At 39.2% G+C, this 23,808-nt stretch carries 20 protein-coding genes; 9 read left to right on the forward strand and 11 right to left on the reverse strand.

From position 1 onward, the window contains the following. Position 1: 1 nt before the first annotated feature. The gene (locus ORH16_RS01895) at positions 2–1,012 is read right to left on the reverse strand and encodes an aldose epimerase family protein (RefSeq protein WP_265455727.1); all 1,011 of its coding nucleotides are present in this window, start codon (positions 1,010–1,012) and stop codon (positions 2–4) included. 254 nt (positions 1,013–1,266) lie between these two features. Between ORH16_RS01895 and ORH16_RS01900 the strand changes: the two genes are divergently transcribed. Continuing rightward, positions 1,267–1,659: an HIT family protein gene (locus ORH16_RS01900; RefSeq protein WP_265455728.1), complete on the forward strand. Its 393-nt coding sequence runs from the start codon at positions 1,267–1,269 to the stop codon at positions 1,657–1,659. A gap of 134 nt (positions 1,660–1,793) precedes the next feature. Here ORH16_RS01900 and ORH16_RS01905 read toward each other — a convergent pair whose 3' ends face one another. The 3 genes from ORH16_RS01905 to ORH16_RS01915 all read right to left on the reverse strand — a co-directional run bounded on the left by ORH16_RS01905 (position 1,794) and on the right by ORH16_RS01915 (position 4,041). Beyond that, positions 1,794–2,090 (reverse strand): hypothetical protein, encoded by a 297-nt coding sequence (locus tag ORH16_RS01905; RefSeq protein WP_265455729.1) that lies wholly within the window; start codon positions 2,088–2,090, stop codon positions 1,794–1,796. Positions 2,091–2,323: 233 nt separating this feature from the next. Next, a complete protein-coding gene (locus tag ORH16_RS01910; protein WP_265455730.1) occupies positions 2,324–3,370 on the reverse strand; it encodes a HAMP domain-containing sensor histidine kinase in 1,047 nt (348 codons plus the stop codon). Continuing rightward, entirely contained in the window at positions 3,367–4,041 is a 675-nt protein-coding gene (locus tag ORH16_RS01915; protein ID WP_265455731.1) for a response regulator transcription factor, read from the reverse strand. The genes ORH16_RS01910 and ORH16_RS01915 overlap by 4 nt, the downstream gene beginning before the upstream one ends. Positions 4,042–4,521: 480 nt before the next feature. Between ORH16_RS01915 and ORH16_RS01920 the strand changes: the two genes are divergently transcribed. Continuing rightward, positions 4,522–6,885 (forward strand): ABC transporter ATP-binding protein/permease, encoded by a 2,364-nt coding sequence (locus tag ORH16_RS01920; protein WP_265455733.1) that lies wholly within the window; start codon positions 4,522–4,524, stop codon positions 6,883–6,885. A gap of 124 nt (positions 6,886–7,009) precedes the next feature. Here the strand turns inward: ORH16_RS01920 and ORH16_RS01925 are convergent, their stop codons facing one another. After that, positions 7,010–7,771, reverse strand: a complete 762-nt coding sequence (locus ORH16_RS01925; protein ID WP_265455735.1) for an alpha/beta fold hydrolase — start codon at positions 7,769–7,771, stop codon at positions 7,010–7,012. Between the two features lie 331 nt (positions 7,772–8,102). Here ORH16_RS01925 and ORH16_RS01930 point away from each other — a divergent pair, with 331 nt between their 5' ends. The 3 genes from ORH16_RS01930 to ORH16_RS01940 are packed head-to-tail and all read left to right on the forward strand — an operon-like array spanning position 8,103 to position 12,204. Then, the gene (locus tag ORH16_RS01930; RefSeq protein ID WP_265455737.1) at positions 8,103–9,425 is read left to right on the forward strand and encodes a citrate transporter; all 1,323 of its coding nucleotides are present in this window, start codon (positions 8,103–8,105) and stop codon (positions 9,423–9,425) included. A 12-nt stretch (positions 9,426–9,437) separates the two neighbouring features. Then, entirely contained in the window at positions 9,438–11,558 is a 2,121-nt protein-coding gene (locus ORH16_RS01935) for a hydantoinase/oxoprolinase family protein (protein ID WP_265455738.1), read from the forward strand. A 13-nt stretch (positions 11,559–11,571) separates the two neighbouring features. Beyond that, the gene (locus ORH16_RS01940; RefSeq protein WP_265455740.1) at positions 11,572–12,204 is read left to right on the forward strand and encodes a hypothetical protein; all 633 of its coding nucleotides are present in this window, start codon (positions 11,572–11,574) and stop codon (positions 12,202–12,204) included. Between the two features lie 158 nt (positions 12,205–12,362). Here ORH16_RS01940 and ORH16_RS01945 read toward each other — a convergent pair whose 3' ends face one another. The 3 genes from ORH16_RS01945 to ORH16_RS01955 form a co-directional block, all read right to left on the reverse strand. Beyond that, complete coding sequence (locus ORH16_RS01945) at positions 12,363–13,073, reverse strand: ROK family protein (protein ID WP_265455742.1); 711 nt, start codon at positions 13,071–13,073, stop codon at positions 12,363–12,365. Then, positions 13,057–13,257 carry a hypothetical protein gene (locus tag ORH16_RS01950; protein WP_265455744.1) on the reverse strand — a complete coding sequence of 67 codons (201 nt, stop codon included), beginning with the start codon at positions 13,255–13,257 and terminating at the stop codon, positions 13,057–13,059. The genes ORH16_RS01945 and ORH16_RS01950 overlap by 17 nt, the downstream gene beginning before the upstream one ends. A gap of 107 nt (positions 13,258–13,364) precedes the next feature. Beyond that, a complete protein-coding gene (locus ORH16_RS01955) occupies positions 13,365–14,720 on the reverse strand; it encodes a PTS sugar transporter subunit IIC (protein ID WP_265455746.1) in 1,356 nt (451 codons plus the stop codon). Between the two features lie 29 nt (positions 14,721–14,749). On the opposite strand from ORH16_RS01955, the gene ORH16_RS01960 reads away from it, so the two are divergent. Then, positions 14,750–15,538: a MurR/RpiR family transcriptional regulator gene (locus tag ORH16_RS01960; RefSeq protein ID WP_265455747.1), complete on the forward strand. Its 789-nt coding sequence runs from the start codon at positions 14,750–14,752 to the stop codon at positions 15,536–15,538. Between the two features lie 12 nt (positions 15,539–15,550). Here the strand turns inward: ORH16_RS01960 and ORH16_RS01965 are convergent, their stop codons facing one another. Continuing rightward, positions 15,551–16,927 (reverse strand): glycoside hydrolase family 1 protein, encoded by a 1,377-nt coding sequence (locus ORH16_RS01965; RefSeq protein ID WP_265455749.1) that lies wholly within the window; start codon positions 16,925–16,927, stop codon positions 15,551–15,553. Positions 16,928–17,171: 244 nt separating this feature from the next. Continuing rightward, complete coding sequence (locus ORH16_RS01970) at positions 17,172–17,891, reverse strand: GntR family transcriptional regulator (RefSeq protein ID WP_265455751.1); 720 nt, start codon at positions 17,889–17,891, stop codon at positions 17,172–17,174. Between the two features lie 165 nt (positions 17,892–18,056). On the opposite strand from ORH16_RS01970, the gene ORH16_RS01975 reads away from it, so the two are divergent. The 3 genes from ORH16_RS01975 to ORH16_RS01985 are packed head-to-tail and all read left to right on the forward strand — an operon-like array spanning position 18,057 to position 22,243. Further along, on the forward strand, positions 18,057–19,439 hold the full coding sequence (locus tag ORH16_RS01975; protein ID WP_265455753.1) for a glycoside hydrolase family 1 protein: 1,383 nt from the start codon (positions 18,057–18,059) through the stop codon (positions 19,437–19,439). Between the two features lie 32 nt (positions 19,440–19,471). Continuing rightward, positions 19,472–20,785, forward strand: coding sequence for a PTS sugar transporter subunit IIC (locus ORH16_RS01980; protein ID WP_265455755.1), 1,314 nt, complete (start codon positions 19,472–19,474; stop codon positions 20,783–20,785). Between the two features lie 42 nt (positions 20,786–20,827). Next, positions 20,828–22,243, forward strand: coding sequence for a glycoside hydrolase family 1 protein (locus tag ORH16_RS01985; protein WP_265455757.1), 1,416 nt, complete (start codon positions 20,828–20,830; stop codon positions 22,241–22,243). A 185-nt stretch (positions 22,244–22,428) separates the two neighbouring features. Here the strand turns inward: ORH16_RS01985 and ORH16_RS01990 are convergent, their stop codons facing one another. Further along, positions 22,429–23,778 carry a glucosaminidase domain-containing protein gene (locus tag ORH16_RS01990; RefSeq protein WP_265455759.1) on the reverse strand — a complete coding sequence of 450 codons (1,350 nt, stop codon included), beginning with the start codon at positions 23,776–23,778 and terminating at the stop codon, positions 22,429–22,431. Between the last annotated feature and the right edge of the window lie 30 nt (positions 23,779–23,808).

Raw genomic sequence — 23,808 nt, forward strand, 5'->3', positions numbered from 1 at the left:
TTTAAAAGATAAATTTGAATGTCGTGTGACTTTCAAATGTTTCATCCGCTGTCAATTCGATTTCACCGAAGCCTTCGTGATTACTTGCATCTGGCAGGCCCTGCGTTTCCAACGTAAAGGCGCCATGAGTTGTAATCGAATCAATCGGATCAACGCCCCAGTTGTAGGTGTAAATCACGACTGAGTCTTCTTCGGTGGTCAATTCCACTTGCAAACTGCCATCTTCATTAGACACCTTGACTTGCGGTGTTGTTGCTTTATTCAACAGCCATGGATGGTCATACCCATTTGCTAATTTATTTTGTGGGAAATCATTATCAAAGCCCTGTTTGAAGGTTGCACCCGTACGAAAATCAAAGGAGGTTCCAGTAACATCTAAGATTTTACCAGTTGGCAGGTTATCTTCCTGTAATTCTAAAAACTGATCCGCCAAAAGCTCCATGCGATGATTGTCAATCGGCTGCTTGAAATCGCCGTTTAAATTCAAGTACACATGATTGGTTGGGTTCAACAGCGTCGCTTTTTCAGTCGTCCCCCGATATTGAATCTTTAATTCATTGTCTTCTGTCAATTGATATTTGACCTGCAAATAAATTGGTCCGGGGAAACCATTAAATCCGTCCGGCACTGTTACATAAAATTTTACTGAATTTTTTTCTTCCTTCACTTGATAATCCCAATAAAAAGTTTCCAAGCTATCAGGACCGCCATGCAACGTGCTACCCTTTTCATTAGTGGTAAATTGATGAGTGACACCTTGAATTTTTGTTTCACCCTGACTGATACGTCCAGCCACCGGCCCGACAATTGCCCCTACATAAGGATTATTTGCCAAGTAGGCTTCATCGCTTTCATACCCAAAGGCAATATTTGTTGCTTTGCCCTTTAACGGCACAATAATTTTCACAATGCGAGCACCGAAGTTACTCACCGCTACCTGCATGCCATTATTATTTTCCAGTGTTAAAAGTTTTGCTTTTTCAGAACCAAAATTTTTCGTTGTAATCGCCATCTCTGTATCCCCTTTCATGCATCCATTATAAATCATTTGTTTTGATTTGGGAATAGAAAAGTAAAATATTTAGTAAATTTATTACTGAATCATGCGTTATAATAAAAATTGCTAGTGGAAAGACGACAAGAGATGCGTTTTACAACTAATTTCCTTCCACAGCTTGAGATTAACTTTTACGATTGCATATTCTCTTGAGAATTTCTTTGCTATACTGAATGAAAAATTTATCAAATAAATAGGAGGACATAAAAATGCAGCATTGTATCTTTTGTCATGGAATCAACGGGAAACAAATTTTAAAGGAAACGGCCTTCTTTTTTGTTGTTTTGGACATGGATCCTATTCAAGAAGGTCATCTCTTGCTTATCGCAAAAAAACATTATCATAGCCTCGTAGAAATCCCAGAAGAAGAACTGATGGATTTGTTTCGGCTGGAAAAAGAAATGTTGTTGTTGTTTGAAGAGCATTTTTCAATGCTCAGGGTCAGCTTTATTCAAAATAACGGCAATGTTATGGATGCCGGCACGCATTTTCACCTTCATTTAATTCCCCGCTACCCTAAAGATAATTTTTGGGAAAATCAAGAAGTAGTCTGGCAGTCTTTGGATTTAACTTTATTGAAAGAAGCAATGTTGAATAGTTAGCAGCTTCCACTTTTTAATAGAAAACACGCTTTACACTTTTTTAGTCCATAACAAACTTACAAGACAAAAAATAGCGCCTTATCTCTAAGACGCCAAGTTCCTGTTTATTTAGTTAAGTTTCCGGCCGTCAATGTCTATGCTTGAAACTCCATAATCGGACGGAAGGTAATGATTTGCATTTTCCGGTAGAAATCGGCCGGTAATTTTTTCCAAGAGGCGATTAGGCGTTGGAAGAAGGTCGGTTCAGCACTGATTTCATATTCATTTAGCGTATAGCCAAAGGATTTTTCGCAATCGCCGCTGGCTAGTTTTTCAAATTCCATAACAGCATCGGCTTCTGTTTCAGCAACACTTACTGTATCAATTTCAATATATGAACCTTCAATACTTTTTGTTTGTTCGATAAAATAAATTTTTTTAGTCTCTTTCATATAAATCACCTTTATTCAGTAGATTTAGCTGCTTGTTTGATTAGTTGTTTTATTGCTATGAGACTACTTTAAAGCAAATTAATTAACTATTTATGAACAAAAGGTGTAAATTTTGAAAAGAATCATTAAGTTAGCTTAAAGATGTTTGGCTTTCTTTAAAGTCCTCCTAGCAGGCTTGGCAAATCAGTATCAGAAGAGTACAATGCCGTTTTTTCAACTAATAAACTAATTTCCTAATCTGTCACCTGTTTTGGTAACCACACCTGCATCAAGGTCCCGCGATTTTCTAAACTCTCAACAGAAATCTTTCCGTTATATAAATCAATAATCTGCTTTACTAAAGCTAAGCCCAAGCCATTTCCTTTGGCTTTATGAGCTGTGTCCCCTTGATAAAATTTATCAAACATATGCTTTTGAATCTCCGGTGACATACCCACTCCGTTGTCTTCAATCTGCACTAAAATTTCATTTTGATTCTCCAATAGTTTGACGCTGATTTGGGCGTCAGTGGCGCTGTACTTGATGGCATTTTCTAAAAGATTCAACCAGACTTGATAAATAATTTCCTCATTGGCCACACAAGTCACCTTTGGCAGCTCAATTTCCCAGTCGATATTCAACGCATTCCATTCCGGCTCTAAAAATAAAATCACATTGCGAATTTGTTCATCCAGACGAAACGGCTCCTGCTCCAAAATAACTCCTTGCGATTCAATCTTGCTAATTTTTAAAATATTTTCCGTCAAATGACTTAGCTGGGTCGTGCCATCTAAAATTCGTTGAATATATTCCTGCCGCTCCTCTTCCGCTAAATTCGGATTTTGAATCAACTGCACATACCCGCGAATGGTTGCCAGAGGCGTCTTAAATTCATGGGAAACATTGGCGATAAAATCACTCCGCAGTGTTTCAATACTGTTTAATTCCCACACCATGCTGTTAAAGTCATGGGAAAGCTGCTCCAATTCGGTAATTTTATAGCCTTCAGGGACTTGGATGCTAAAGTCCCCTTTCGCCACTTGCCCCATTTTTTTACTAAGATTAGTGATAGGCCGCAGAATTTTGCGGGCCACCAAAATGGAGACACCAGTAGCCACAATCACTGTTACGTACAAAAAGAAAATTAAAAAGAATAGCGGCCGGTCCTGATGGGCGCCAATCACATTAAAATAAAAGAGAAAGGCTCCGACTAACGATAGCAGACAGGCGGTTAAGAGCAGCATACCAAAAATTATGCAGGCAAAATAAATCCACAACTGCGAATGAATTTTCTTCTTCATGTCTTTTGCACCGCCTTATAGCCGAGTCCGCGAATCGTGATGATTTCAAAATCATCACTGTCGGCAAATTTATCTCTTAACCGTTTGACATGAACATCAACAGTCCGCTCCAAGGTATCGGTATCCATCCCCCAAATTTCCTCCATCAGCTGCTGGCGGGTAAAAATTTTATTGGGATAAGACAGCAGCTTATATAGAAGTAAAAACTCTTTTTGCGGCAGCTCAGTCACCTGCTCGCCTTTTGTGACTTCATAGGTCTCTTGGTTTAACAGGGTCTTTCCCACCGCAAGTTCTTTTTCATGGGCAATTCGGGCCCGCCGTAAAAGTGCTTCTACCCGCAAAACCATTTCGTTGACATCGATTGGTTTGACCATATAATCATCCACGCCGATACCAAAGCCTTTGCGTTTATCTTCATAGGACTCTTTGGCGGTAATAACTAAAATCGGCAGCTCAAAGCCGCTTTGCCGCAACTCCTTGGCTAGCTCAAAGCCGTCCATCTCCGGCATCATGATATCTGTGATAATTAAATCAACATGGTGCTCCTCTAAAACGGTCAGCGCCTCTTCGCCATTATTGGCGGAAAGAATTTTAAACCCAGCCGTCTTTAAAACGCTTTGGTACAATGCGTTCAAATTTTCATCATCTTCTACGATTAAAATTGTAATCATCTTTTCACATCCTGTTTGCCTGTCGCAAGATTTATTCTCATTATACTAAATATAGGCAACTTCTATTAACTAACTGTGAAGTCTTTTTTTGAAAAAATTAGCCCACTGTTCACAAACAGTTAATAATGATTGCCTATTATCAGCCCATTCACCAGAAAAATTGCCAATGTCGAGACAAAATGAATCAATTCTGACAAGTTGTTCCTAGTCGCTTCATTGGTATTTTTGTTCATTTTAGGTTAATAATAGAATGATAGTTTTAGTCAAATGGTACTAACGGTATATCTTTTAAATAATGCGACAGCCGCTTTAACTCCTTCTTTTCAACGCTAAACCCCAACATGTAATAACAAAGTTGGTTTTGTTGTATTTATTTAAAAGAGCGTACCGCAACTGCAAAAAAGCCTGAGACCATCACACACCTCAGGCTTTTTCTGCGGCCTAAAAATAAATTGTTTTGAAATGAAGGGATGTTGTCTAATGTTAGAACTAAAAGATATCAAAAAATATTATAAAGTCGGTGAGACAATCACCAAAGCTTTAGATGGCGTGTCTGTTGCCTTTCGTAAAAAGGAGTTTGTCGCTATTTTAGGTCAGAGTGGTTCTGGGAAGACCACCATGCTAAACGTTATTGGCGGCTTAGACAATTATGACTCCGGTGACATGGTGATTAACGGCAAGTCGACAAAAACTTTTAAAGATGCCGATTGGGATGCCTACCGTAATAATTCAATTGGCTTTGTCTTTCAAAGCTACAACCTAATCAGCCATTTGGGAATTATCGAAAATGTTGAGCTGGGGATGACTTTAAGCGGTGTTCCCAGAGAAAAGAAAAAGAAAAAAGCAGAGGAGGCTTTAATTCGTGTTGGCTTAGAAGCCCACATGCACAAAAAGCCCAATCAATTATCCGGTGGTCAAATGCAGCGAGTCGCTATTGCCAGAGCGCTAGCCAATGATCCAGACATTCTACTTTGTGATGAACCGACTGGAGCATTAGATTCAGAAACCAGTTTGCAGATTATGGAATTGATTCAAGAGCTGTCTAAAGAAAAATTAGTAGTGATGGTGACGCATAATCCTGAATTAGCCAAAAATTATGCCGATCGGATTATCGAATTTTCCGATGGTCGAATTATCAGCGACTCTCATCCCCATATTGAAGGAAAAAAAGGCGATGAATTTACTTTAAAACGCACCAAGATGCGTTTTCTTACCGCTTTGAATCTTTCCTTCAACAATATTCGCACAAAAAAAGGCCGCACCTTTTTAACGGCCTTTGCCTCCAGCATTGGTATTATCGGGATTGCGATTGTTCTATCTTTATCGACAGGTTTTCAAACACAAATCGACAATACCCAGACGGAAACTTTGTCTCAGTTTCCCATCACAATTTCTCAGGTAACGACGGCCGCAATTGGTTCATCAGCGACTGCTACTACTGACAGTTCAGATACCAGCACAACTGACAGCAGTGACAATCAAGCGGCTGCTGATAATCAAGTAATTGCCCAAACTAGTCAGCAGGATGCGGCGACTCATATCAACAAAATTGATAAAGATTTTGTCGATTATATTAATAATCTTGATGCTGATTTATCCAATAATATCGGCTATTCCCGTGGCGTCAATATGAATTTGATTCGTGACATTGACGGCAGCTATCAGCAGGTCAGCTTTTCAAATCAAGCGGCTACCTCTAACAGTGCGGCCAGTTCGTTTTCTAGTGCCTCTGGTGTTGGAATTTCAACATTTCCCCATCAGCAGTCTACTGATAGCGGCAGCTTTTTAGAAGAAAACTATGATTTATTAGACGGTAGCTATCCTAGTGCTGCCACCGATGTCGTTTTAATTGTCGATGAAGACAATACGACAAATATCAATGCCCTGACCAACTTAGGCTTTGATGTCACGAACGGTGAAGCAATTGATTACAGTCAAATCGTCGGCACAACCATTGATGTCGTGAATAATAATGACTACTATACGCAATTACCAACAGGAACGTTTATTCCCAATACCGATTTGGAAAGCTTGTATAACAATAGCAACAATACAACTTTGACAATTTCGGGTATTTTACGGATTAAATCTGATTCCAACTTAAATCTTTTGGCAACGGGAATTGCCTACAGCGATACCCTGAGCCAACAAATTATTGACAACAATCAAAATTCGACAATTGTTGAAGCGCAGGAAAATAGCAGTACCAATGTAATGACCGGCGAAGCCTTGGACGATACTAGTAAAGAACAATTGCTAGCTTATCTAGGTGGCTCTAGCTTGCCAACAACAATTTATATTTATCCGAACAGCTTCAATGATAAAACAGAAATTCTAGATTATTTAGATGCCTACAATGAAGGCAAAGATGAAGCAGATCAAATTGTTTATACCGATTTAGCAGGAACTGTGACCACTTTGACTGGCGGTATCATGGACGCCATCACCTATGTTTTGATTGCCTTTGCCGCGATTTCGTTGGTGACCTCGATGATTATGATTTCCATCATCACCTACACCTCTGTTATTGAACGCACCAAGGAAATCGGTGTTTTAAAAGCTTTAGGTGCCCGTAAAAAAGATATCACCCGCGTCTTTGATGCTGAAACCTTTATTTTAGGAATCGCCTCTGGAGCTTTAGGGGTGGTGATTGCTTGGCTGGCAACCTTCCCAATCAACGCAATTTTGTACAATATGACCGACTTAGAAAATGTGGCCCGCTTAGAACCAATGCAGGGCATCATCTTAATTCTAGTTAGTACAGTCCTTACCATGCTAGGCGGTCACATTCCAGCCCGCATGGCAGCCAAAAAAGATGCTGCGATTGCCTTACGTGCAGATTAATTTTCATTTCAAAAAAAGTCAGAGAGGCTGTATGGCCTTCTGATTTTTTTGTTGTTGATGGACTATTGTGCTATCACATAAGGTATTTTTCATTTCTAATCTCAGGCCAATTCAATCTTCGCAATTAGTCTCGATCAATCAACATTTCCTTTAAAAAGAAACTGGCTTTTTCCATCGTGGGAATTTTTAATAAATGGCCCTCACCGACACCAATATGCAGCGAGATATTGCGGCCTGCCTCTGTATTGCGATTTTCGTCAACAAATTTTACCACACTATTAATCGGAATTTTCCAATCCTCTGTCCCGTGCCAAAAAAATAAGGGGCGGCCATTAAGTGTTTCTGGATGAGCACTTAAATCATAGGCCGGCGTCCAACTCATTAAATCGCGATAATCACTAGGCAAAAAAATATTCGCTTCTTTGCGGCGCATAATTGTCGTATCAATGAACGCCTTAGGACTAGGCGTGCCCATCAAGCAGACTGCGGCATCAATTTCAGGATGATGAGTCAATAGAGCGGCCGTCGTCATGCCCCCCATTGAAAAACCGCCAACGCCCAGGCGACCATTATTCGGTCGGTTTTTTAAAAAGAAATCACGTATTTTTTCAAATTCAAAAAGATTGCCATGAATGGTTTCCCAAAAAGTTAACGAGGGCACTGTTGAAACCGGCTGATGTCGCTCCCCGTGATTCGGGGCATCCGGCAAGCACACACGAAAGCCTAGTCCTGCTAAACGGCGAGCTTGCGTCATCGCCAAATTTTTATTAGTTTGCCAACCATGATAATAGATAATCAGCGGCAGCTCGGCCTCCTGCAACGCTTCCTCCACCACTTCAAATGCCGGAATATCATCAATCATTAGATGAATTTTTTTACTAGGCATTTTAAAAACCCCTTTCATTTGTCTTCATTATAACAAAAATTATTTTAGGATTCTCACGATTGGCTTATGACTTTCTGCACGAAAGAACAAGCTGACACTTAACCGTTTTAAGAAATAAGAGCTTTTTAGATGAGAGTTTTATTAGAAATAGTTTTTCAGTTTGCTATGAAAAAAATTTGTAAAATAAATTTCTATCCAGTCTTTTTCGTAAAAACTAAGGAACACCAAGCTCTTTTCTCTAGATTTAAACAAAGATATCTGATGAAAAGTATTTAATAATTCTTTCAGAAAGAGTATAATAAGCCAATAATCTTTTCTTGAGGAGTGCATTATGGATTTACTTATTGGCATTATTTTAATTTTATCATTCTTTGGGCTAGTCCTTTATTCGGTGAAGGGCTTTAACCTAATGGTCGGCTTTTTTTTAATGGCTTCTTTATGGACCATTTTGCCGATTATCGGCCATCTTTCTGAGGGTGTCAGCTGGTCTGAAATTGGTACGATGCTGCAGGCTGTTTATCAAAATGCACCGGAAACTTGGGGAGCCGTTTTGGTCAATGTCTTCTTCGGAGCTTTTTTTGGGCGGGTCCTTTTAGATACAGGAATTGCGGCGACGATTATTCGTAAATCAGTAGAGCTTGGCGGCGACAATAGTGGTTTAATACTGGTTATTGTGAATATTATAACAGGTATCATTTTCACCTCTTTAGCCGGTGCTGGTCCGGTAATCTCGATTGCCATCGTTGTTTTGCCGATTCTATTTTCAATTGGAATTCCTAAGGCTGTGGCTCTGTTTTCTTTTACCGGCTCTGTAGCTGCCGGAATTTTTATCAATCCGATAAACTTTACCCAGTATCATGCGTTTTTTGAAACCGGCTCGAGCTATACCTATAATCAATATTTTAATTTTGGTATTATTGGTTTCGTTGTGATGCTTGCAGTTGTTTCAGCCTTTTCCCTTTTCTTTTTGAAAAGAGCCAATCCAGTCTTCAATTGGGACAGTGCCGATATCGAAGAGGATGAAAGTGATGTCAAGAATGCACCTAATATTGCTTTATTAACTCCATTTCTCCCAGTGATTGGAGTGATCTTCTTAAAACTGCCAGTCATTCTCTGCTTTATTTTAGCGTCAATTTTTGCTTTAGTTGTTTGCCGAGAATTAACTGAGGGCTTCCGTGCAGCCAGTCGGACCTTTACAAAATTATATTCGGATGCGGTTAAAGAAACCTCGGCTTTAGTTGGGTTTTGGATGGCCTTGTCGATGTTCAATGCCGCTTCATCCTTTGCCGGCCCTTACTTTCAAACAGTAATTGGCGGGATTATTCCGACATCAGCTTTGGCGCTGTGTATTTTATTTATTATCTTGAGTCCTTTAACTTGGTTTAGAGGACCGATGAATTTAGTCGGCTCCGGAGCGGCCATTTTAGCGGTGATTATGCAGGTGAATCCTGATTTACCGATTACTTTTTTATATCCCCTCTTCCTGTCGATTTTAGTCGGCATGGGCCACTTTGATATCACAACTTCTTGGATTTCATGGGGACTAGGCTATGCCAAAGTTGAAACTCGAGATTACATGAAGATGGCGCTGATTCCTGGGATGCTAATTTGTCTGATTTTAGAAATGATAACCTTTATCTGGTTTGGAAATTAAGGAGGTCCACCAATGAATAGAAAAGTCCGTGTTGGCATTGATGTTGGCGGAACCCATACAAAAGCGGTGGCAATTGATAATGCCACCAAAGAAATTATCGGTAAATCTTCTGTCAAAACGACTCATGACGATCAAAAAGGGGTCGCAACTGGTGTGGTCAATGCTTTTTTAAAATGTCTTCAGGAATATGAAATTGCCCCTGAAGAAGTCGTTTTCGTTGCCCATAGCACCACACAAGCGACCAATGCTTTGCTTGAAGGCGATGTCGCCAAAATTGGAATTATTTCCACAGCGGAAGGTTTTTTTGAAGGCTTAATTACCCGCAAACAAATGAATATGAAAAATATTGATTTAGGCACCGGTCGGGAAATTGAAATTCACAGCCGTTTTATTAAGCCAAGAGAGTTCAATCCTAGCCGGGTTAATCAAGCCATCGATGAGCTCCATGATTTAGGAGTAGAGGTCTTTGTTGTCACCAGTGCTTTTGGTGTTGATAGCAGCAAAAAAGAGCGCCTGATTGCTGAGACTATAAAAAAACGTGGCTACCTCTATACTGTCGCTTCAGAAATGACAAAATTGTACGGCCTTTCCCGTCGGACTCGGACTGCTGTCTTGAACGGTTCGATTTTACCGAAGATGTTGGAAACCGCCAATTCAACGGAAGCCAGTGTTCATTCCTCTGGAGTGGATGTGCCATTGATGATTATGCGGGGCGACGGTGGCGTCATGGACGTCGCCGAAATGAAAAAAAGGCCCGTGCTGACAATGCTATCTGGGCCAGCCGCTAGTGTCATGGGGTCTCTTATTTATCTGCGGGCCTCAAATGGTGTTTACTTTGAAGTTGGTGGCACTTCCACCAATATTGGTGTCATTAAAGATGGTCGCCCAGCTATTGACTATTCCCAAATTAGCGGCCGTAATACGTATATCAGTTCCTTAGATGTCAAAGTTTTAGGGGTAGCTGGCGGCAGTATGGTGCGGGCCAATCAGCAACAGTTGGCTGATGTCGGACCTCGAAGCGCCCATATTGCGGGGTTAGACTATGCCGTTTTTACACCTCTCGAAGAAATTGTCGACCCGCAATTAGAATTTTTTGCACCAAAAGAAGGCGATCCCAAAGACTATGTGGCCATTCGTCTGGCCAGCGGTAAACGTGTCACCATCACCACCACCTGTGCCGCCAATATTTTAGGCCTAGTTAAGCCAGAACATTTTTCTTATGGCAACATTGAATCCGCCCGCAAAGCGATTCAGCCTTTAGCAGATTATCTGCAGCAGACGCCGGAAGAAGTCGCAGAGGGAATTTTACAAAAAGCCTTTGCCAAAATTAAACCTGTGATTCTTGGCTTAGCAAATAAATACAAGCTAGAGCAAGAACAAATTTCTTTAGTTGGCGTCGGTGGTGGCGCTTCGTCATTAATCGTCTATTGTGCTGACAAGCTCGGCTTGAAGTATAGTATTCCCGAAAATGCTGAAGTCATTTCTTCAATTGGCGTCGCTTTGTCTCTCGTCCAAGATGTGGTGGAACGGATGATTCCCAATCCTACCAAAAATGATATCAAGCAAATTAAACAAGAAGCAATGGATAAGGCAATTGAAAGCGGCGCAACCAAAGAAAGCGTTGAAGTCCACATCGATATTGACTCGCAAACACAAAAAGTAACAGCGATTGCCACAGGCTCCACGGAGGTTCAAACTGGTGAGGATAATTTGAAAATATCCCAAGCTGAAGCCTTCGAGTTGGCTCGGCAAGATTTCCAAGCCCTACCGGAAGCAGTTAGTCTAATCGACAGCACCAATTACTTTTCGATTTTTGGTATGAATGCAGCCACCGGTGAAGCGATTCGTTTATTGGATGACAAAGGCTTTATCAAGGTACAGCGGGGCAATGCTCGTGTCCGTAAAACCTTTATTCAAAATTATTTAGATGTCCTGCAAAACTTCTGGGAGGACATGGCCAATTATAAATCTGATTTGATTATTCGCCCTGATTTTTATATCTGTGTCGGTCCTAGATTAATGGATTTTTCAACCCAGGATTTCCAGCAATTATTAATGCTTGTTGACTTGGAGTTGGCCAATGTCAACTCTGAAGAAGAAGTCATGATTATTGCCGCCAATCAACTTTACTAACAGGAGGTTTGTGGTGGCTATGCTAACTGATTTGGAATTAGCCTATTGGCAGCTAAAAAAAGACCGTCTCTTTTTTAAAATTCCTAAAAAAGAAATTTTACCTGAATGCCGCCTGGCCTTAAAAAAGGGCCAGGATTTTTTTGAAGCCTTTCAAGAGTATGACAGCTTTGCATTATTAGAATCTTTGCCCATCACTCTCGTCGAATCAGAAAAAGAAACTTCACTAAGGGGACAACTGCAAATTTTTCCAAAAACACAGCATGCTGAGTTGAACATTTTCACAACCACGATAAAAAAATTGCAGCAGCAAACGGGACTTCCCTTTTCACAAATAAAAGAATTGGTTATTGCCCATGAGCTTTATCATTACCTCAGCGAATTTCAGCTGGGTCCGCAAAGGGAATACCCAAAATTGCAGATAACCACCTTTCAGCTAGGTCCGCTACATTCAAAAGCAACTTTGCAAGAATCAAAAGAAATCACAGCCCATAAATTTGCCCAGCTACTGACAGACCTTCCCTTTTTAGCAAATGCTCTAGATTTTTCAGACTTGTGGCAACCAGAAGGGTCAAGCAGCCGGAGAGTTCAAAAGATTCAAGAGGAAGTTGTTGGGCTTGTTGGGGAAGAAATGCAGCGAAAAAAATAGTCCTAATTTTTCACATTCTTTTTGAAAGTAAAATCCCTGAATTAATTAAAATTCAGGGGATTTTGCTTTCATTTTTTCTATGGAATGATTACACTTCTTACACCTAAGATTGTTCTGACTGAGAGAAGTGAAAAACATATACTACTGAGAGTGCATTTTCAAATTTTAGCATCTGAGATTTGTAAATAGTGTTTAACTGCACCGATTAAGTTGGCTTCGTTTCTAAAATAACAGCTTTCAAGTGGAGAATGTCTAATCGGTATTGGAATCTTTTGATAAAAGGATTCTAGAGTTTCCGATAGCTTTTCCATATAAAAAGTATTTTGACTTATACCACCACCAATCAGTATTTTCTCTGGATCAAACATAATTTGAAAGTTGAATAATTGTGTAGCAAAATTTTCTGCATACTCTTCAAAGGGCTGAACAAATTTTGGTTCTCCCTTCTGAATAAGCTGGAAAGCTTCTTCACCGTCTAATTCTCGTCCATAAATCTCTGAAAGTTTAGCAACAAAGTGAGGAATGCCTACTTGGTTTCCTACAACTGCCTCAAACCCATATTCTTCAAACCTTTTTGTAAAAATAAGTGAAAACTCTCCAGCATATAAATGAGTGCCGCGATAAACTTCCCCACTCTGAACGATAGCACATCCAAGACCAGTACCAATTACCAATACTAAAGCATTCTCAACATTCTGCAATTTTCCTTGCCACAACTCTGCTTGTGCTGCACATCGAGCATCATTTTCAATTGTAACTGGTAGATTTAACAGAGTTGCTAAGTTCTCAGCAAAATGAGAGTTGTTGTTATACTGGAGCGCCCCTCCTTGAAAAATATAACCATTTTGAGCATCAATTGTTCCAGGCAATACTAATCGCGCAACCTCTTACAGCTGAAAACTTATTTTTGATATTTAGAATTAAAGTAATTAGCTCTTGCTGGTTAGTTTGAGGTGTCGGTAGTCTTGCTATAGTCCCCAAAGTATTTGTAAGGCAATCGTAAATTCCATATTTTATAAAGGTTCCGCCGATATCAAATACAAGCAATTCCATATATTAACACTCCTGTTGTTCGTAGTTTACCAAACTCTTTTTCTAAAATCATTTAAGTAACACTTCTATCGCAATAATTAATCCAATTTAAATTAGCACAACTCTTACTAAGACTGTTTTAACTGAGATTGTTGACTTGTCAGACTGCTTACTGTTAGGTTTTCCATTCCTTGTTCCTTTATTAGTTCTTGCCGATCTAAGGTTTTGATAAACGGTAAGTAGACTACAACCATTACTGCCATACTAACAATTCGTAAAACTAGCCCTTGCCAACCCATTATGAAAAAACTTGAAATCAGTTTAGGTACAGTCCAAATGCTTGCCATACCTAACGCTAATGTTGGATCATAATAGGAAATAAAGCCGCTGATAGAGCCGAGGTAACCTATAATTCCGGTGATAAAGGTACTCAGGAAGAATGGAATAAATAAAACAGGATTTAACATGATTGGCATCCCAAAAATAACTGGTTCATTGATGTTGAATAAATTGGGAACTGCAGAAATTTTAGCAAAGGAACGATATCGCTTGCTTTTGCAAAATAGTAGAATAGCCATCAACAAACTCAAAGTACTCCCTACAGCATCGTTGTTCAAAAAACTGTTCACAATCATGATATCTTTATAAGGAAGCACTTCTCCTGCTTGGAAAGCTGCCACATTCATTAAAGCCATATTCATCAGCAATGGAACTAAGGCACTATTTATAGCATTAGGATGGATTCCAAAAAAGAATAAGCCATTCGCAATCATCCCAATTAAAATGATAGCTGGTACTGAGCTACCAATTTTGGTTATCGGATTGCCAATAAACGTTTGAATAAGGTTGAAAATGTTCTCCATTGGTGTATAACTCAATCCAATCCGCAATACTACTACACTAATTAAGATAATAATTGCAACAACTAGTGGCTCAAAAGACTGGTTGACCATTGGTGGTACGCCTTCAGGCATCCGAATCAACAACTTTTTATTTTGTGATAAGCTGACATACATTTTGGCAATAATTAGACCTAAAACGATAGCTACAAACATACCGGAACTACCTAAATAATCATAGGAGAGTGCCGCAATTTGCTCTTCTCCGACAGTTTGTGGCATTAAGGTGATATAAGAAGCTATTGAGATAAATGCCGCCATTAGTGGATTGGTGTTTGCCTTATTCAAAAGTTTTGTGTAAGAATAAGGGATGGAAAAAGCAATCAACAACCCAATAATGTTAAGGGTTCCTCCCTGCAAAGAATTGAAGTGTTCAGTTAGACCCACTTCATTGAACCAAGCATTTACTGAAGCAATTGGAAAATTACCTAGAATTGAAAAAATAGATGCTCCTAGAGTTAATGGTAACGTATACATCAATCCGCCTGAGATTGCTTGAATTATCTTATTCGCACCAAATTTAGAAGCAATTGGCAAAACCTTTTGATCAATTAAATCTTGGAATTTTTCATAAGAACTACTCATTTTACTACATCCTTTCTATTGGAGGAAATATGGATCCTATATCAAAAATTTATGCATATTATAATACTGAAGGTAGTCAAGCTACCTACTACAAACTGGCAGATTTCGTTTTAAAAAATATCAAAAGATTGCCTAACTTATCCATTACACAATTTGCTGAAGAAACCTATGTATCAAAGGCGACTATTACTCGATTCATTCATTTTTTAGGACTAGAAAGCTATCAGGAATTTAAAAAATATTTCGGCCGAATTACTGGAACATCAAAATTATCTTTTCTAAAACTAACAACTCCTGAAGTTAAAGAGATTCAAATGCATCCTGACAATTTCTTAAAGCAATACACACAGCAGATTATTACTATGATTCAAGATACTGCTGAAACAATGAATATTTCAGAAATTGATAGCCTAATAAAGGCAGTTCAAACAGCCAATCAAGTAGCTTTTCTTGGTTACAGTGACTCGAATTCCATTGCTAAAGATATTCAGCTTGGCTGTCTGGCAATTGGTAAAACAATTGAGGTTGCTGAAAGTCAGAAAAAATTTGATGATATTCTTGAACGATTTGGAGAACAGGACTTAGTTATTATTCTATCAAATTATGGGAATTTCTTTACTCACCACAAAATATTTTATGATGAACTTATAGCTAAAGAAGTCCCCCTAATTTTAGTGACACAAAACTATAGTTCGATGGAATCTTTTCGCTTTCAGCAAACTATATATCTGACTACAAAACGCCAGTTAAATATTGGCAATTACCCTATGCGTATTTTTTCGGAATACTTTGTAAGACGTATTTTACTACAACCATAATAATACTATTGTTTATGAGTTAGCTTTGATTAGTTTTTGATAAAAATCAAAGCTATCTTTTTTGTATCGCCGCATTGTTTTTTCTTCAAAGTTAGTACGATCGACATAGACCATACCATAACGTTTCTCCATACCATCACCGACACTTAACAAATCAATAAAGGACCATGGATTAAAAGAAATTACATTCACACCATCTTTAACCGCCAAAGCCATTTGTTCAATATGTCGATCAAGATATTCAACCCTGTCTTTATCGTGCACCTGATTGTCAATCAATTCTTCTTCCTCTGACCAACCACACTCCGTAATCACAATCGGAATAGACCCGTAGCGATCTGATAACTGCCGTAATCCATAACGTAGACCTATCGGATCAAAATTCCAACCCCAGTCCGTATGACGTAACTCCTTATCTTGGATTCGCATAATACGTTGAAAGATGAATTGATCCTCTTTAGCTTCTGGATTCGCTTCAACAATCGTGGTGCAATACCAGTTCACTCCTAAATAGTTGGCTCTACCTGACAACAAAATTTCTGTATCATCTGGTTTAGTATCAATTTTGATGTCCAATTTAGCTAATTCATTTTGAAAATAGACTGGGATTTCCCCACGAAGAGCTACTTCCATTTGAGCAAAAGAATAAAAATCCTCTAACTCTTTAGCCGCCATCATATCATATGATTTTTTTGAGGCCGGTAAAGTTGTGATATAAGAAACTGCTGGTCCTATCTTGCTTTCAGGAAATTGATTTAGGCAAAGTTTACAGACTTCAGCTTGTGCTAGCCACATATGATAATTAGCTTGGAAAGCAGCTTGATAGCGGTTCTTAATCGGCTGATCCAAATCAATTCCAATCATATCTGAAGCGACAACTAAAACAGCCTGCTCATTAATCGTTAACCAATATTTCACCTTCTTACCAAATTCCTCCAATAAACACTGTCCATACTTAACAAAATCAGCAACGGATTTCCTTGAAATCCAACCACCATATTTTTCAATTAACCCAAGTGGCTGATCAAAATGATACATCGTCACAATCGGCTCAATACCATTTTCTAATAAGGTATCAATCAGCTGATGATAAAATTTTAAACCTGCTTGATTTGGTTCCATCTCATCCCCATTTGGAAAAATTCTTGGCCAACTAATAGAGAAGCGATAGCTTTTCAAACCAAGCTCCTTCATCAATTGAACGTCTTCTCGCCAATGATGGTAATGGTCGACTGTAACTTTAGTATCTAGTTGCTTATCACTTTTCTTGAAAGAACGAACATCCGCAATAGAGAGGCCTTTGCCATCCTCTCGATATGCTCCCTCCACTTGGAAGGCACTAGTTGATGCTCCCCACAAAAATTTTTTTGATAGGTGATTATATTTCATCTTTATCGCTCCTTTTCTATAATTCTATTTTAATGGTAACGCATTCATTTTTGGTTTCGATTCTTTATCTATTAGTTGCAAAACAGACCTAGCAGTTTCATCTTTATGAAACTATCAAAAAAAACCACTAAAGACAGAATCCATAATGATTTTTGTCTTTAGTGGTTTTGACGTTTCCGTTATCATGAATATTTTGGACATAAAAGGCGCAATCCTATATCGTAAATTTCTTCTTTCTTGCCTTCTATTTCTTACTCGCTTGAATCATCAATACATCCCCTTTGTCGTACCGCCTTCTGGTTTTTGAATATTCAAAAGGAACACCAGAATTTAAATAGACGACTTGTTCGACTTCTAAAACAGGATCTGTGATTTCGCAGTCAAGATATTGTTGGTCTAACTCACTTGGTTTATCGGCATGGATACGCCGATTGGCTAGCCCCATTTCCAGCCCCAAATCATGTTTTATATAATGATAAATCGAACTGTTCAAGACTTCTTCAGAAACTCTAGGGATAACCTCAACAGGCATAATTGTGTATTCCAATAAAAGTGGGGCCCCGTCAAAAAAACGTAGCCGATTGATTTCATAGACTGCCGAGGATTTGGGAATTAATAATTTTTCCATCTCCAACGGACTTGGAAAACGAACATTAAAACTTAAAATTTGACTAGTAATTTCTCCTTGAGAACTAAAGCTGGCTGTCACCCCATCATAGACATCAATCTGATTATCTAAATTCGCTAAAGTATTGGTATTTTCTTTAACAAAAGTACCAGAGCCCTGTCGACTATATATTAGCCCTTCTGCCTTCAAAATATCCAAGGCCTTTTGGATAGTGACCCGACTTGTTTGATACTCTTTTGCTAATAAAACCTGTTCTGGTAATGCACTGCCGCCGACGTAACTGCCTTCTAAAATTTTTGAACGCAAATCAGCTGCAATTCTTTTGTATAAACTCATCTTTACAACCTCATTTCTCATTTTCAAATCCATTATATTGGTTCTTTTAAAAGAACACAACAAAATTTGTATTTACAAATTTTTAAATTTGAGTTGTCATGGCTAAAAAATCGTGCTAAACTATCTTTTGTAAGCGTTACAAAAAGAAAGGAGCGCAAGAATTTGATGAAGAAAGAAAAATTTTTTTGGGGCAATTCTGTTTCCAGTATGCAAACGGAGGGTGGCTGGAATGAGGGCGGAAAAAGCTTATCTGTCTACGATATTCGCAAAGCCACTGAGACAGCCAGCGATTGGAAAGTAGCAAATGACAATTTCCATTCCTACGATGAGGATTTTGATTTTATCAAAGACCTCGGCATGAATATGTATCGTTTCCAAATTTCTTGGAGCAGAGTTGTTAAAGATGGCGATGGTGAATTTAACGAAGAAGGAATTGCCTATTACGACAAATTGATTGATGCCTTATTGGAACGTGGAATTGAACCGATGATTTGTCTTTATCATTTTGACATGCCTTTACATCTTGCTGAAGAATATAACGGCTTTATGAGTAAAGAAGTCTTAGCCGCTTTTGTGCGGTACGGCAATGAAATGGTGAAACGTTTTGCCAGCAAAGTTAAATATTGGATTATTTTTAATGAGCAGAATCTTTATCACACACCGGAAGCTTTCAGAATCAGCGGCTATCAAAAGGGTGAAAAAACTGTCGATGATTTGTATAAAATTTTGCATAACGTGATGGTTGCCCATGCCCGCATCGCCACTTTTATTAATGAACAAACTTCAGCGTATGTTGGTGGAATGTTGGCTTATTCTGAAGTTTATCCAGCTACAAGTAAGCCTGAAGATATTTTAGCCGCTCGCAAATGGGATGAATTTATTAATTATACTCTGTTAGATGCTTATACAAAGGGTTTCTACTCCAAAGAGATGATGACCTTTGTTGAGACAAACAATATTCAAATGAACATTTTAGACGGTGAATTAGCCGACATTAAAAAAATGAAAAATGATTTTCTCAGCTTTAGCTATTATGCATCCACTACGGTTAATTCTGAAAAGATTCCTGAAGGGACAGCCCCTAATTTTTATTTATCCTTTGGGAAACAAGACAATCCCAATATTCCAACCACCGAATGGAATTGGCAGATTGATCCTCTTGGCTTTAGAGATGTCTTAAATAAAATGTATCAGAGATATCGCCTACCAGTCTTTCCAATTGAAAATGGCGTCGGTGTTCAAGAGGAATGGGACGGTAGCAATCCAATTGATGACCAATACCGCATTGATTATCATAAAAATCATTTACAAGCGATGTATGACGCTATGTTTATTGATGGCGTTGAAGTAATGGGCTATCTTGGCTGGGGTCTAATTGATATTTTGAGTTCTCAAGGGGATATGCGTAAGAGATACGGTCTGGTCTATGTTAACAGAACCAATCATGATTTGCGGGATATGAAGCGTGTTCCAAAGAAGAGCTATTATTGGTTTAAAGATGTTATCGCCAGCAATGGTGAGTTGATTTATAAAAAGCAAGTAGATTAAATACAGAACATTTAGTTTAGGAGGTTTTTTAAATGGATGGTAAATCATCAAAAAGAATGGATAAGTTCGTTGAGATTGCTTCAAAAGTTGGGGAACAAATTCATTTACGGTCTTTGAGAGATTCGTTTGCAACTATTATGCCGCTATTTATTCTCGCTGGGTTGGCGGTACTCGTCAACTCAGTTATCTTCCCTTTCTTATTTGAAGGTGATTTTTTAGTCACCGTGCAGCAATTTGGGACAGCAATTACCAACGGAACACTGAACATAGCCGGATTATTGTTATGTCCGACCATTGGTTACTTTTTATCAAGAAATCGGAATTTTGAAAATCCGATTTCAGCCGCAATTATGGCCTTGGCAACTTTAATTGTGATGATGCCTTTGCAGCTCTCAATTTCATCAGTAACTGGTGATGTTGAAATTGCAGCAACCGGAGTTCTTTCTTTCTCTAATCTTGGTACTTCATCAATGTTTGCCGGAATTATTATCGGACTGGTCGAAACTGAATTATTAGTATTCCTTTCCAAAAGAAAACATTTAAAAATTAATTTAGGTGAAGATGTGCCACCAGCAGTGTCGAAATCATTTAACGTTTTAATTCCAGCAATTTTAAGTATCTCAGTTTTTGCTGTGTTGGCTTTAGTGCTGAATATCACCTTAGGAACAGATTTAATCACCCTGATTGTCAATTTAATCCAAGAACCTTTACGGGGTATTAGCACCAGTCTCTTTGGCTATATTTTCTTGTATAGCTTTGGTAATTTCCTGTTCACCTTTGGGATTCATCAATCGGTTATTAACGGCTCCTTCACTGAGCCTTTTATGACACAAAATATCAATGACAATATGCTTGCCTTTGCCAATGGCATGGAGCCGCCACATATTTTAACGGTCTCTTTTCAAACTGCCTTTGCACAAATGGGTGGTACAGGCGCAACCATTTCGCTAGTAATTGCTATTTTAATCTTTTCTAAGTTTAAGCCTTACCGGGAAATTGCTAAACTAGGGGCGGCACCAAGTCTTTTTGAAATCAACGAGCCGATCATTTTTGGTTTACCGATTGTCTTTAATATTCCAATGATGATTCCCTTCGTTTGCTTGCCTGCCCTGCAAACTTTAATCGCTTATTTTGCAACGTCGATTGGATTAGTAAGTAAGACTGTCGTCCTCGTCCCATGGATAACACCGCCTGTCATCAGCGGCTGGTTAGCGACTGCCGGCGATTGGCGAGCTCCTGTCCTTCAAATATTACTGATTGTCTTAGGGGTTATCATCTATCTGCCTTTCCTAAAAATCAGTGAAAAAGTATCGATTAAACAGGCAGAATTAGCGCGTGACTTTTAATTAATCAACCATTGAAATTAATTTTTGTAAAGAAGGTATGTTATGGATAAGCAACTTAAATTTCCGGAAAATTTTTGGTGGGGCTCAGCCTGGTCAGCAGAACAGGCTGAAGGGCGTGGAACAACCGGCAAAGCTGAAACCATTTGGGAGCGTTGGTTTAAAGAAGAACCCAATCGCTTTTATCAAGGCATTAGTTCCGCCGTGACAGATGACCATCTCCATCGTTTTAAAGAAGATGTCGCATTGATGGTTGCAACGGGGCATAATTCATTTCGAACTTCGATTTCTTGGGCTAGAATGTTTCCTGATGGCGGCACCGGAGAAGTCAATCCGCAAGCCATTGTCTTTTATCGAGCACTATTTTCTGAAATGAAGTCCAATGGTATTCAAGTTTTTGCTAATTTATATCACTTCGACATGCCAGCTAAACTGCAGGACATTGGCGGCTGGGAATCCCGGGAAGTTGTAGCGGCTTATGTTCATTTCGCAGATACTTGTTTTAAAGAATTTGGTGATTTAGTCGAACATTGGTTTACCTTTAATGAACCCCTTGGACCAATTTTAGGTGGCTATCTAGAGGATTTTCACTATCCAAACCTGATTGATTTTAAACGAGGTGCCCAAGCTGCTTTCTTTACAATCTTAGCTCATGCAAAGGCTATCGAAGCCTTCAAACGCCATCAGCTTTCCAGTAAGATTGGCGTCATTCTAAACCTAAGCCCAACTTATCCTCGAAGTAAAAATGAAGCAGATGTCAAAGCTGCTGAGATTGCCGATTTATTTTATACCAGAAGCTTTTTAGATCCGATGGTGAAAGGTGTTTTTCCAAGCAAGTTAGTACAGCTGCTTGAACAATACGATCAAATGCCGCTTGATTTTCAACCAGCTGATCTCGATTGTATCAAAAATAACGTCGCCCAAATTTTAGGTTTAAATTATTATGAGCCACGGCGAGTAAAAGCTCGCTTGACCGCGATTAATGAAGCGGGGCCTTTTCTACCAGACTGGTTTTTTGAGCACCATATTATGCCAGGCCGGCGCATGAATGAATACCGAGGCTGGGAAATTTATCCTAAAGGCATTTTAGATCTTTGTCTGGATATTAAAAATAATTACGGAAATATCGAAGCCTTTATCTCAGAAAATGGCATGGGGGTTGCAGATGAAGAACGCTTTATGAATCAAGTGGGTCAGATTGAAGATACCTACCGCATTGATTATATAAAAGATCATCTAGCTTATGTCTGGCGAGCAATTGAAGCCGGCTGTAATCTCAAAGGATATCATCTCTGGACCTTCATCGACTGCTGGTCTTGGATTAATGCCTACAAAAATCGCTATGGTTTAGTTTCCTTGGATTTAACCACGCAAAAGCGAACCATCAAACAAAGTGGTATTTTCTATAAAAAAATGAGCGCTGCAAATGGCTTCGAGTATAATATGGAAAATCTAAACTAATTATCAACCTAAAGAATTAAAAGAAATCAGTCACTCCTCTTGGTGCACCTGCCTTGAAGATGACTGATTTTTGTTTGAGCATTTTGTTTGAAACTATCTCTGCTCCTGACTAATTGCTTATAAAAAAATCCACCTGATTCCATCTATTAGACAATCGTCTATAAAAGGAATCAGGTGGACCAAGTTTATTGATTAATTTTATTCCATGGTGAAAGACTACCTAAAATTTGGTTTGCTGGGCTTTGGATAATCGATTTGGTAATAACATCATTAGCTAAACTGTTGCCGGAAATTTTAGTAGCAGCAATCGTTGCACCTTGGCTACTTCGATTATTTGTTGAAACGCTGTTGACCTTTGTATTGCCAGAGAGCTGTGCTGAGTTGCTATTAGCTTCAGCTGACTCAGAAGCAGCAGAACTGGTTTCATCAGCGTTTGGTTTTTGATCGTAGTCAGTTAAATTATAGGCTTCAATCAAAGCATTTAATTTCAAATTATAATAGGTATCCGTAGCGTAACGACCAGTTAAAAAGGCGGTGACATCTTGATAAGAGTCAGCATTGACTTTCCAAGTCTGGCTGTAGAAGGAGCTGTTACCTTGAATTCCCCCTCGCAAAAGTTCAGCGTAATCTTCTAAAGATTGGCGGTAACTAGGGTATTTTCTGAAGCTGGCTTGAATGGTATATAAGGTGCCAGATCCGTCATCTTCTTGAGTATTGAAACTAACACTTTCGCCATTGTAGTTGCCTTTAATACCAAATAAATTAAAGTTTGGCTCTGATGATAGGCGACTATTTCCTGAGCCGGTTTCTAAAATTGCTTGGGCAATCATAACGGATGCATATAAATCGGCATTCCAAGCGATTTCTTGGGCATCTTTACCGATGGCTTCAATAAATTCTGCCGTCGTTTTGTTAGCAGTGACAGAATAATTATAATTACTTTCAACAGAACCGCTCGTTAACGGCGGTTGAATCGCTTGAATTACCTGCTGTTCTGCTGGTGTTGCGGTTGTTGTTCCCTCTGGAGCCGGTGTTGGCGTTGGTGACGGCGTTTCTGTGTTACCCCCCGAAGGATTTTCTGGTGCTGGTGTCGTCGAGCTGTCGGTAGTCGATGAGTCATCAGTAGCAGTGCTTGAACTGGAATCAGTCGTTTCGGACGGCTCAGTTGAAGAACTTTCTATCGGTGCTTCGCTGCTTGAAGTGGATTCAGTTGGCTCGGTGCTGACGGAAGGCTCTGTCGATTGACTGCTCTCCGTTGTGGATTCTGTCACTGGCGGTGTTGTGGATTCGACAACCGGCTGTGAACTTTCGGAAGGCTCTTCAACTATCACAGCAGAACTCTCTGAGCTGACAACATCAGCAATCTCCTGACTGCTGTCGCTGACCGCCGCAGTTTCACTGCTTTGCACAACTATTTCTGATTGCTCTTGGGCAGATGTTTCATTAAATAAATGGGACTGAAGATAAAAGGTGCCAGCGCTGACCAACACAGCGCTGCAAATCAACAGACCATTGACAACTTTTTTATATTTCATTTTTCAGTGTTCCTCCCTAGCAGACTTGCA

This window comes from Enterococcus sp. HY326 (genome assembly GCF_026157065.1).
Taxonomy (GTDB): domain Bacteria; phylum Bacillota; class Bacilli; order Lactobacillales; family Enterococcaceae; genus HY326.

What these genes read in the sequence shown, in the direction of transcription:
- ORH16_RS01990 (WP_265455759.1), bottom strand. Translation starts at nt 23,778, where the DNA reads ATGAAATATAAAAAAGTTGTCAATGGTCTGTTGATTTGCAGCGCTGTG.
- ORH16_RS01970 (WP_265455751.1), bottom strand. Translation starts at nt 17,891, where the DNA reads ATGAGTTTATACAAAAGAATTGCAGCTGATTTGCGTTCAAAAATTTTA.
- ORH16_RS01925 (WP_265455735.1), bottom strand. Translation starts at nt 7,771, where the DNA reads ATGCCTAGTAAAAAAATTCATCTAATGATTGATGATATTCCGGCATTT.
- ORH16_RS01950 (WP_265455744.1), bottom strand. Translation starts at nt 13,257, where the DNA reads ATGGAATTGCTTGTATTTGATATCGGCGGAACCTTTATAAAATATGGA.
- ORH16_RS01910 (WP_265455730.1), bottom strand. Translation starts at nt 3,370, where the DNA reads ATGAAGAAGAAAATTCATTCGCAGTTGTGGATTTATTTTGCCTGCATA.
- ORH16_RS01920 (WP_265455733.1), top strand. Translation starts at nt 4,522, where the DNA reads ATGTTAGAACTAAAAGATATCAAAAAATATTATAAAGTCGGTGAGACA.
- ORH16_RS01965 (WP_265455749.1), bottom strand. Translation starts at nt 16,927, where the DNA reads ATGAAATATAATCACCTATCAAAAAAATTTTTGTGGGGAGCATCAACT.
- ORH16_RS01915 (WP_265455731.1), bottom strand. Translation starts at nt 4,041, where the DNA reads ATGATTACAATTTTAATCGTAGAAGATGATGAAAATTTGAACGCATTG.
- ORH16_RS01980 (WP_265455755.1), top strand. Translation starts at nt 19,472, where the DNA reads ATGGATGGTAAATCATCAAAAAGAATGGATAAGTTCGTTGAGATTGCT.
- ORH16_RS01905 (WP_265455729.1), bottom strand. Translation starts at nt 2,090, where the DNA reads ATGAAAGAGACTAAAAAAATTTATTTTATCGAACAAACAAAAAGTATT.
- ORH16_RS01935 (WP_265455738.1), top strand. Translation starts at nt 9,438, where the DNA reads ATGAATAGAAAAGTCCGTGTTGGCATTGATGTTGGCGGAACCCATACA.
- ORH16_RS01960 (WP_265455747.1), top strand. Translation starts at nt 14,750, where the DNA reads ATGGATCCTATATCAAAAATTTATGCATATTATAATACTGAAGGTAGT.
- ORH16_RS01900 (WP_265455728.1), top strand. Translation starts at nt 1,267, where the DNA reads ATGCAGCATTGTATCTTTTGTCATGGAATCAACGGGAAACAAATTTTA.
- ORH16_RS01895 (WP_265455727.1), bottom strand. Translation starts at nt 1,012, where the DNA reads ATGGCGATTACAACGAAAAATTTTGGTTCTGAAAAAGCAAAACTTTTA.
- ORH16_RS01975 (WP_265455753.1), top strand. Translation starts at nt 18,057, where the DNA reads ATGAAGAAAGAAAAATTTTTTTGGGGCAATTCTGTTTCCAGTATGCAA.
- ORH16_RS01985 (WP_265455757.1), top strand. Translation starts at nt 20,828, where the DNA reads ATGGATAAGCAACTTAAATTTCCGGAAAATTTTTGGTGGGGCTCAGCC.
- ORH16_RS01930 (WP_265455737.1), top strand. Translation starts at nt 8,103, where the DNA reads ATGGATTTACTTATTGGCATTATTTTAATTTTATCATTCTTTGGGCTA.
- ORH16_RS01955 (WP_265455746.1), bottom strand. Translation starts at nt 14,720, where the DNA reads ATGAGTAGTTCTTATGAAAAATTCCAAGATTTAATTGATCAAAAGGTT.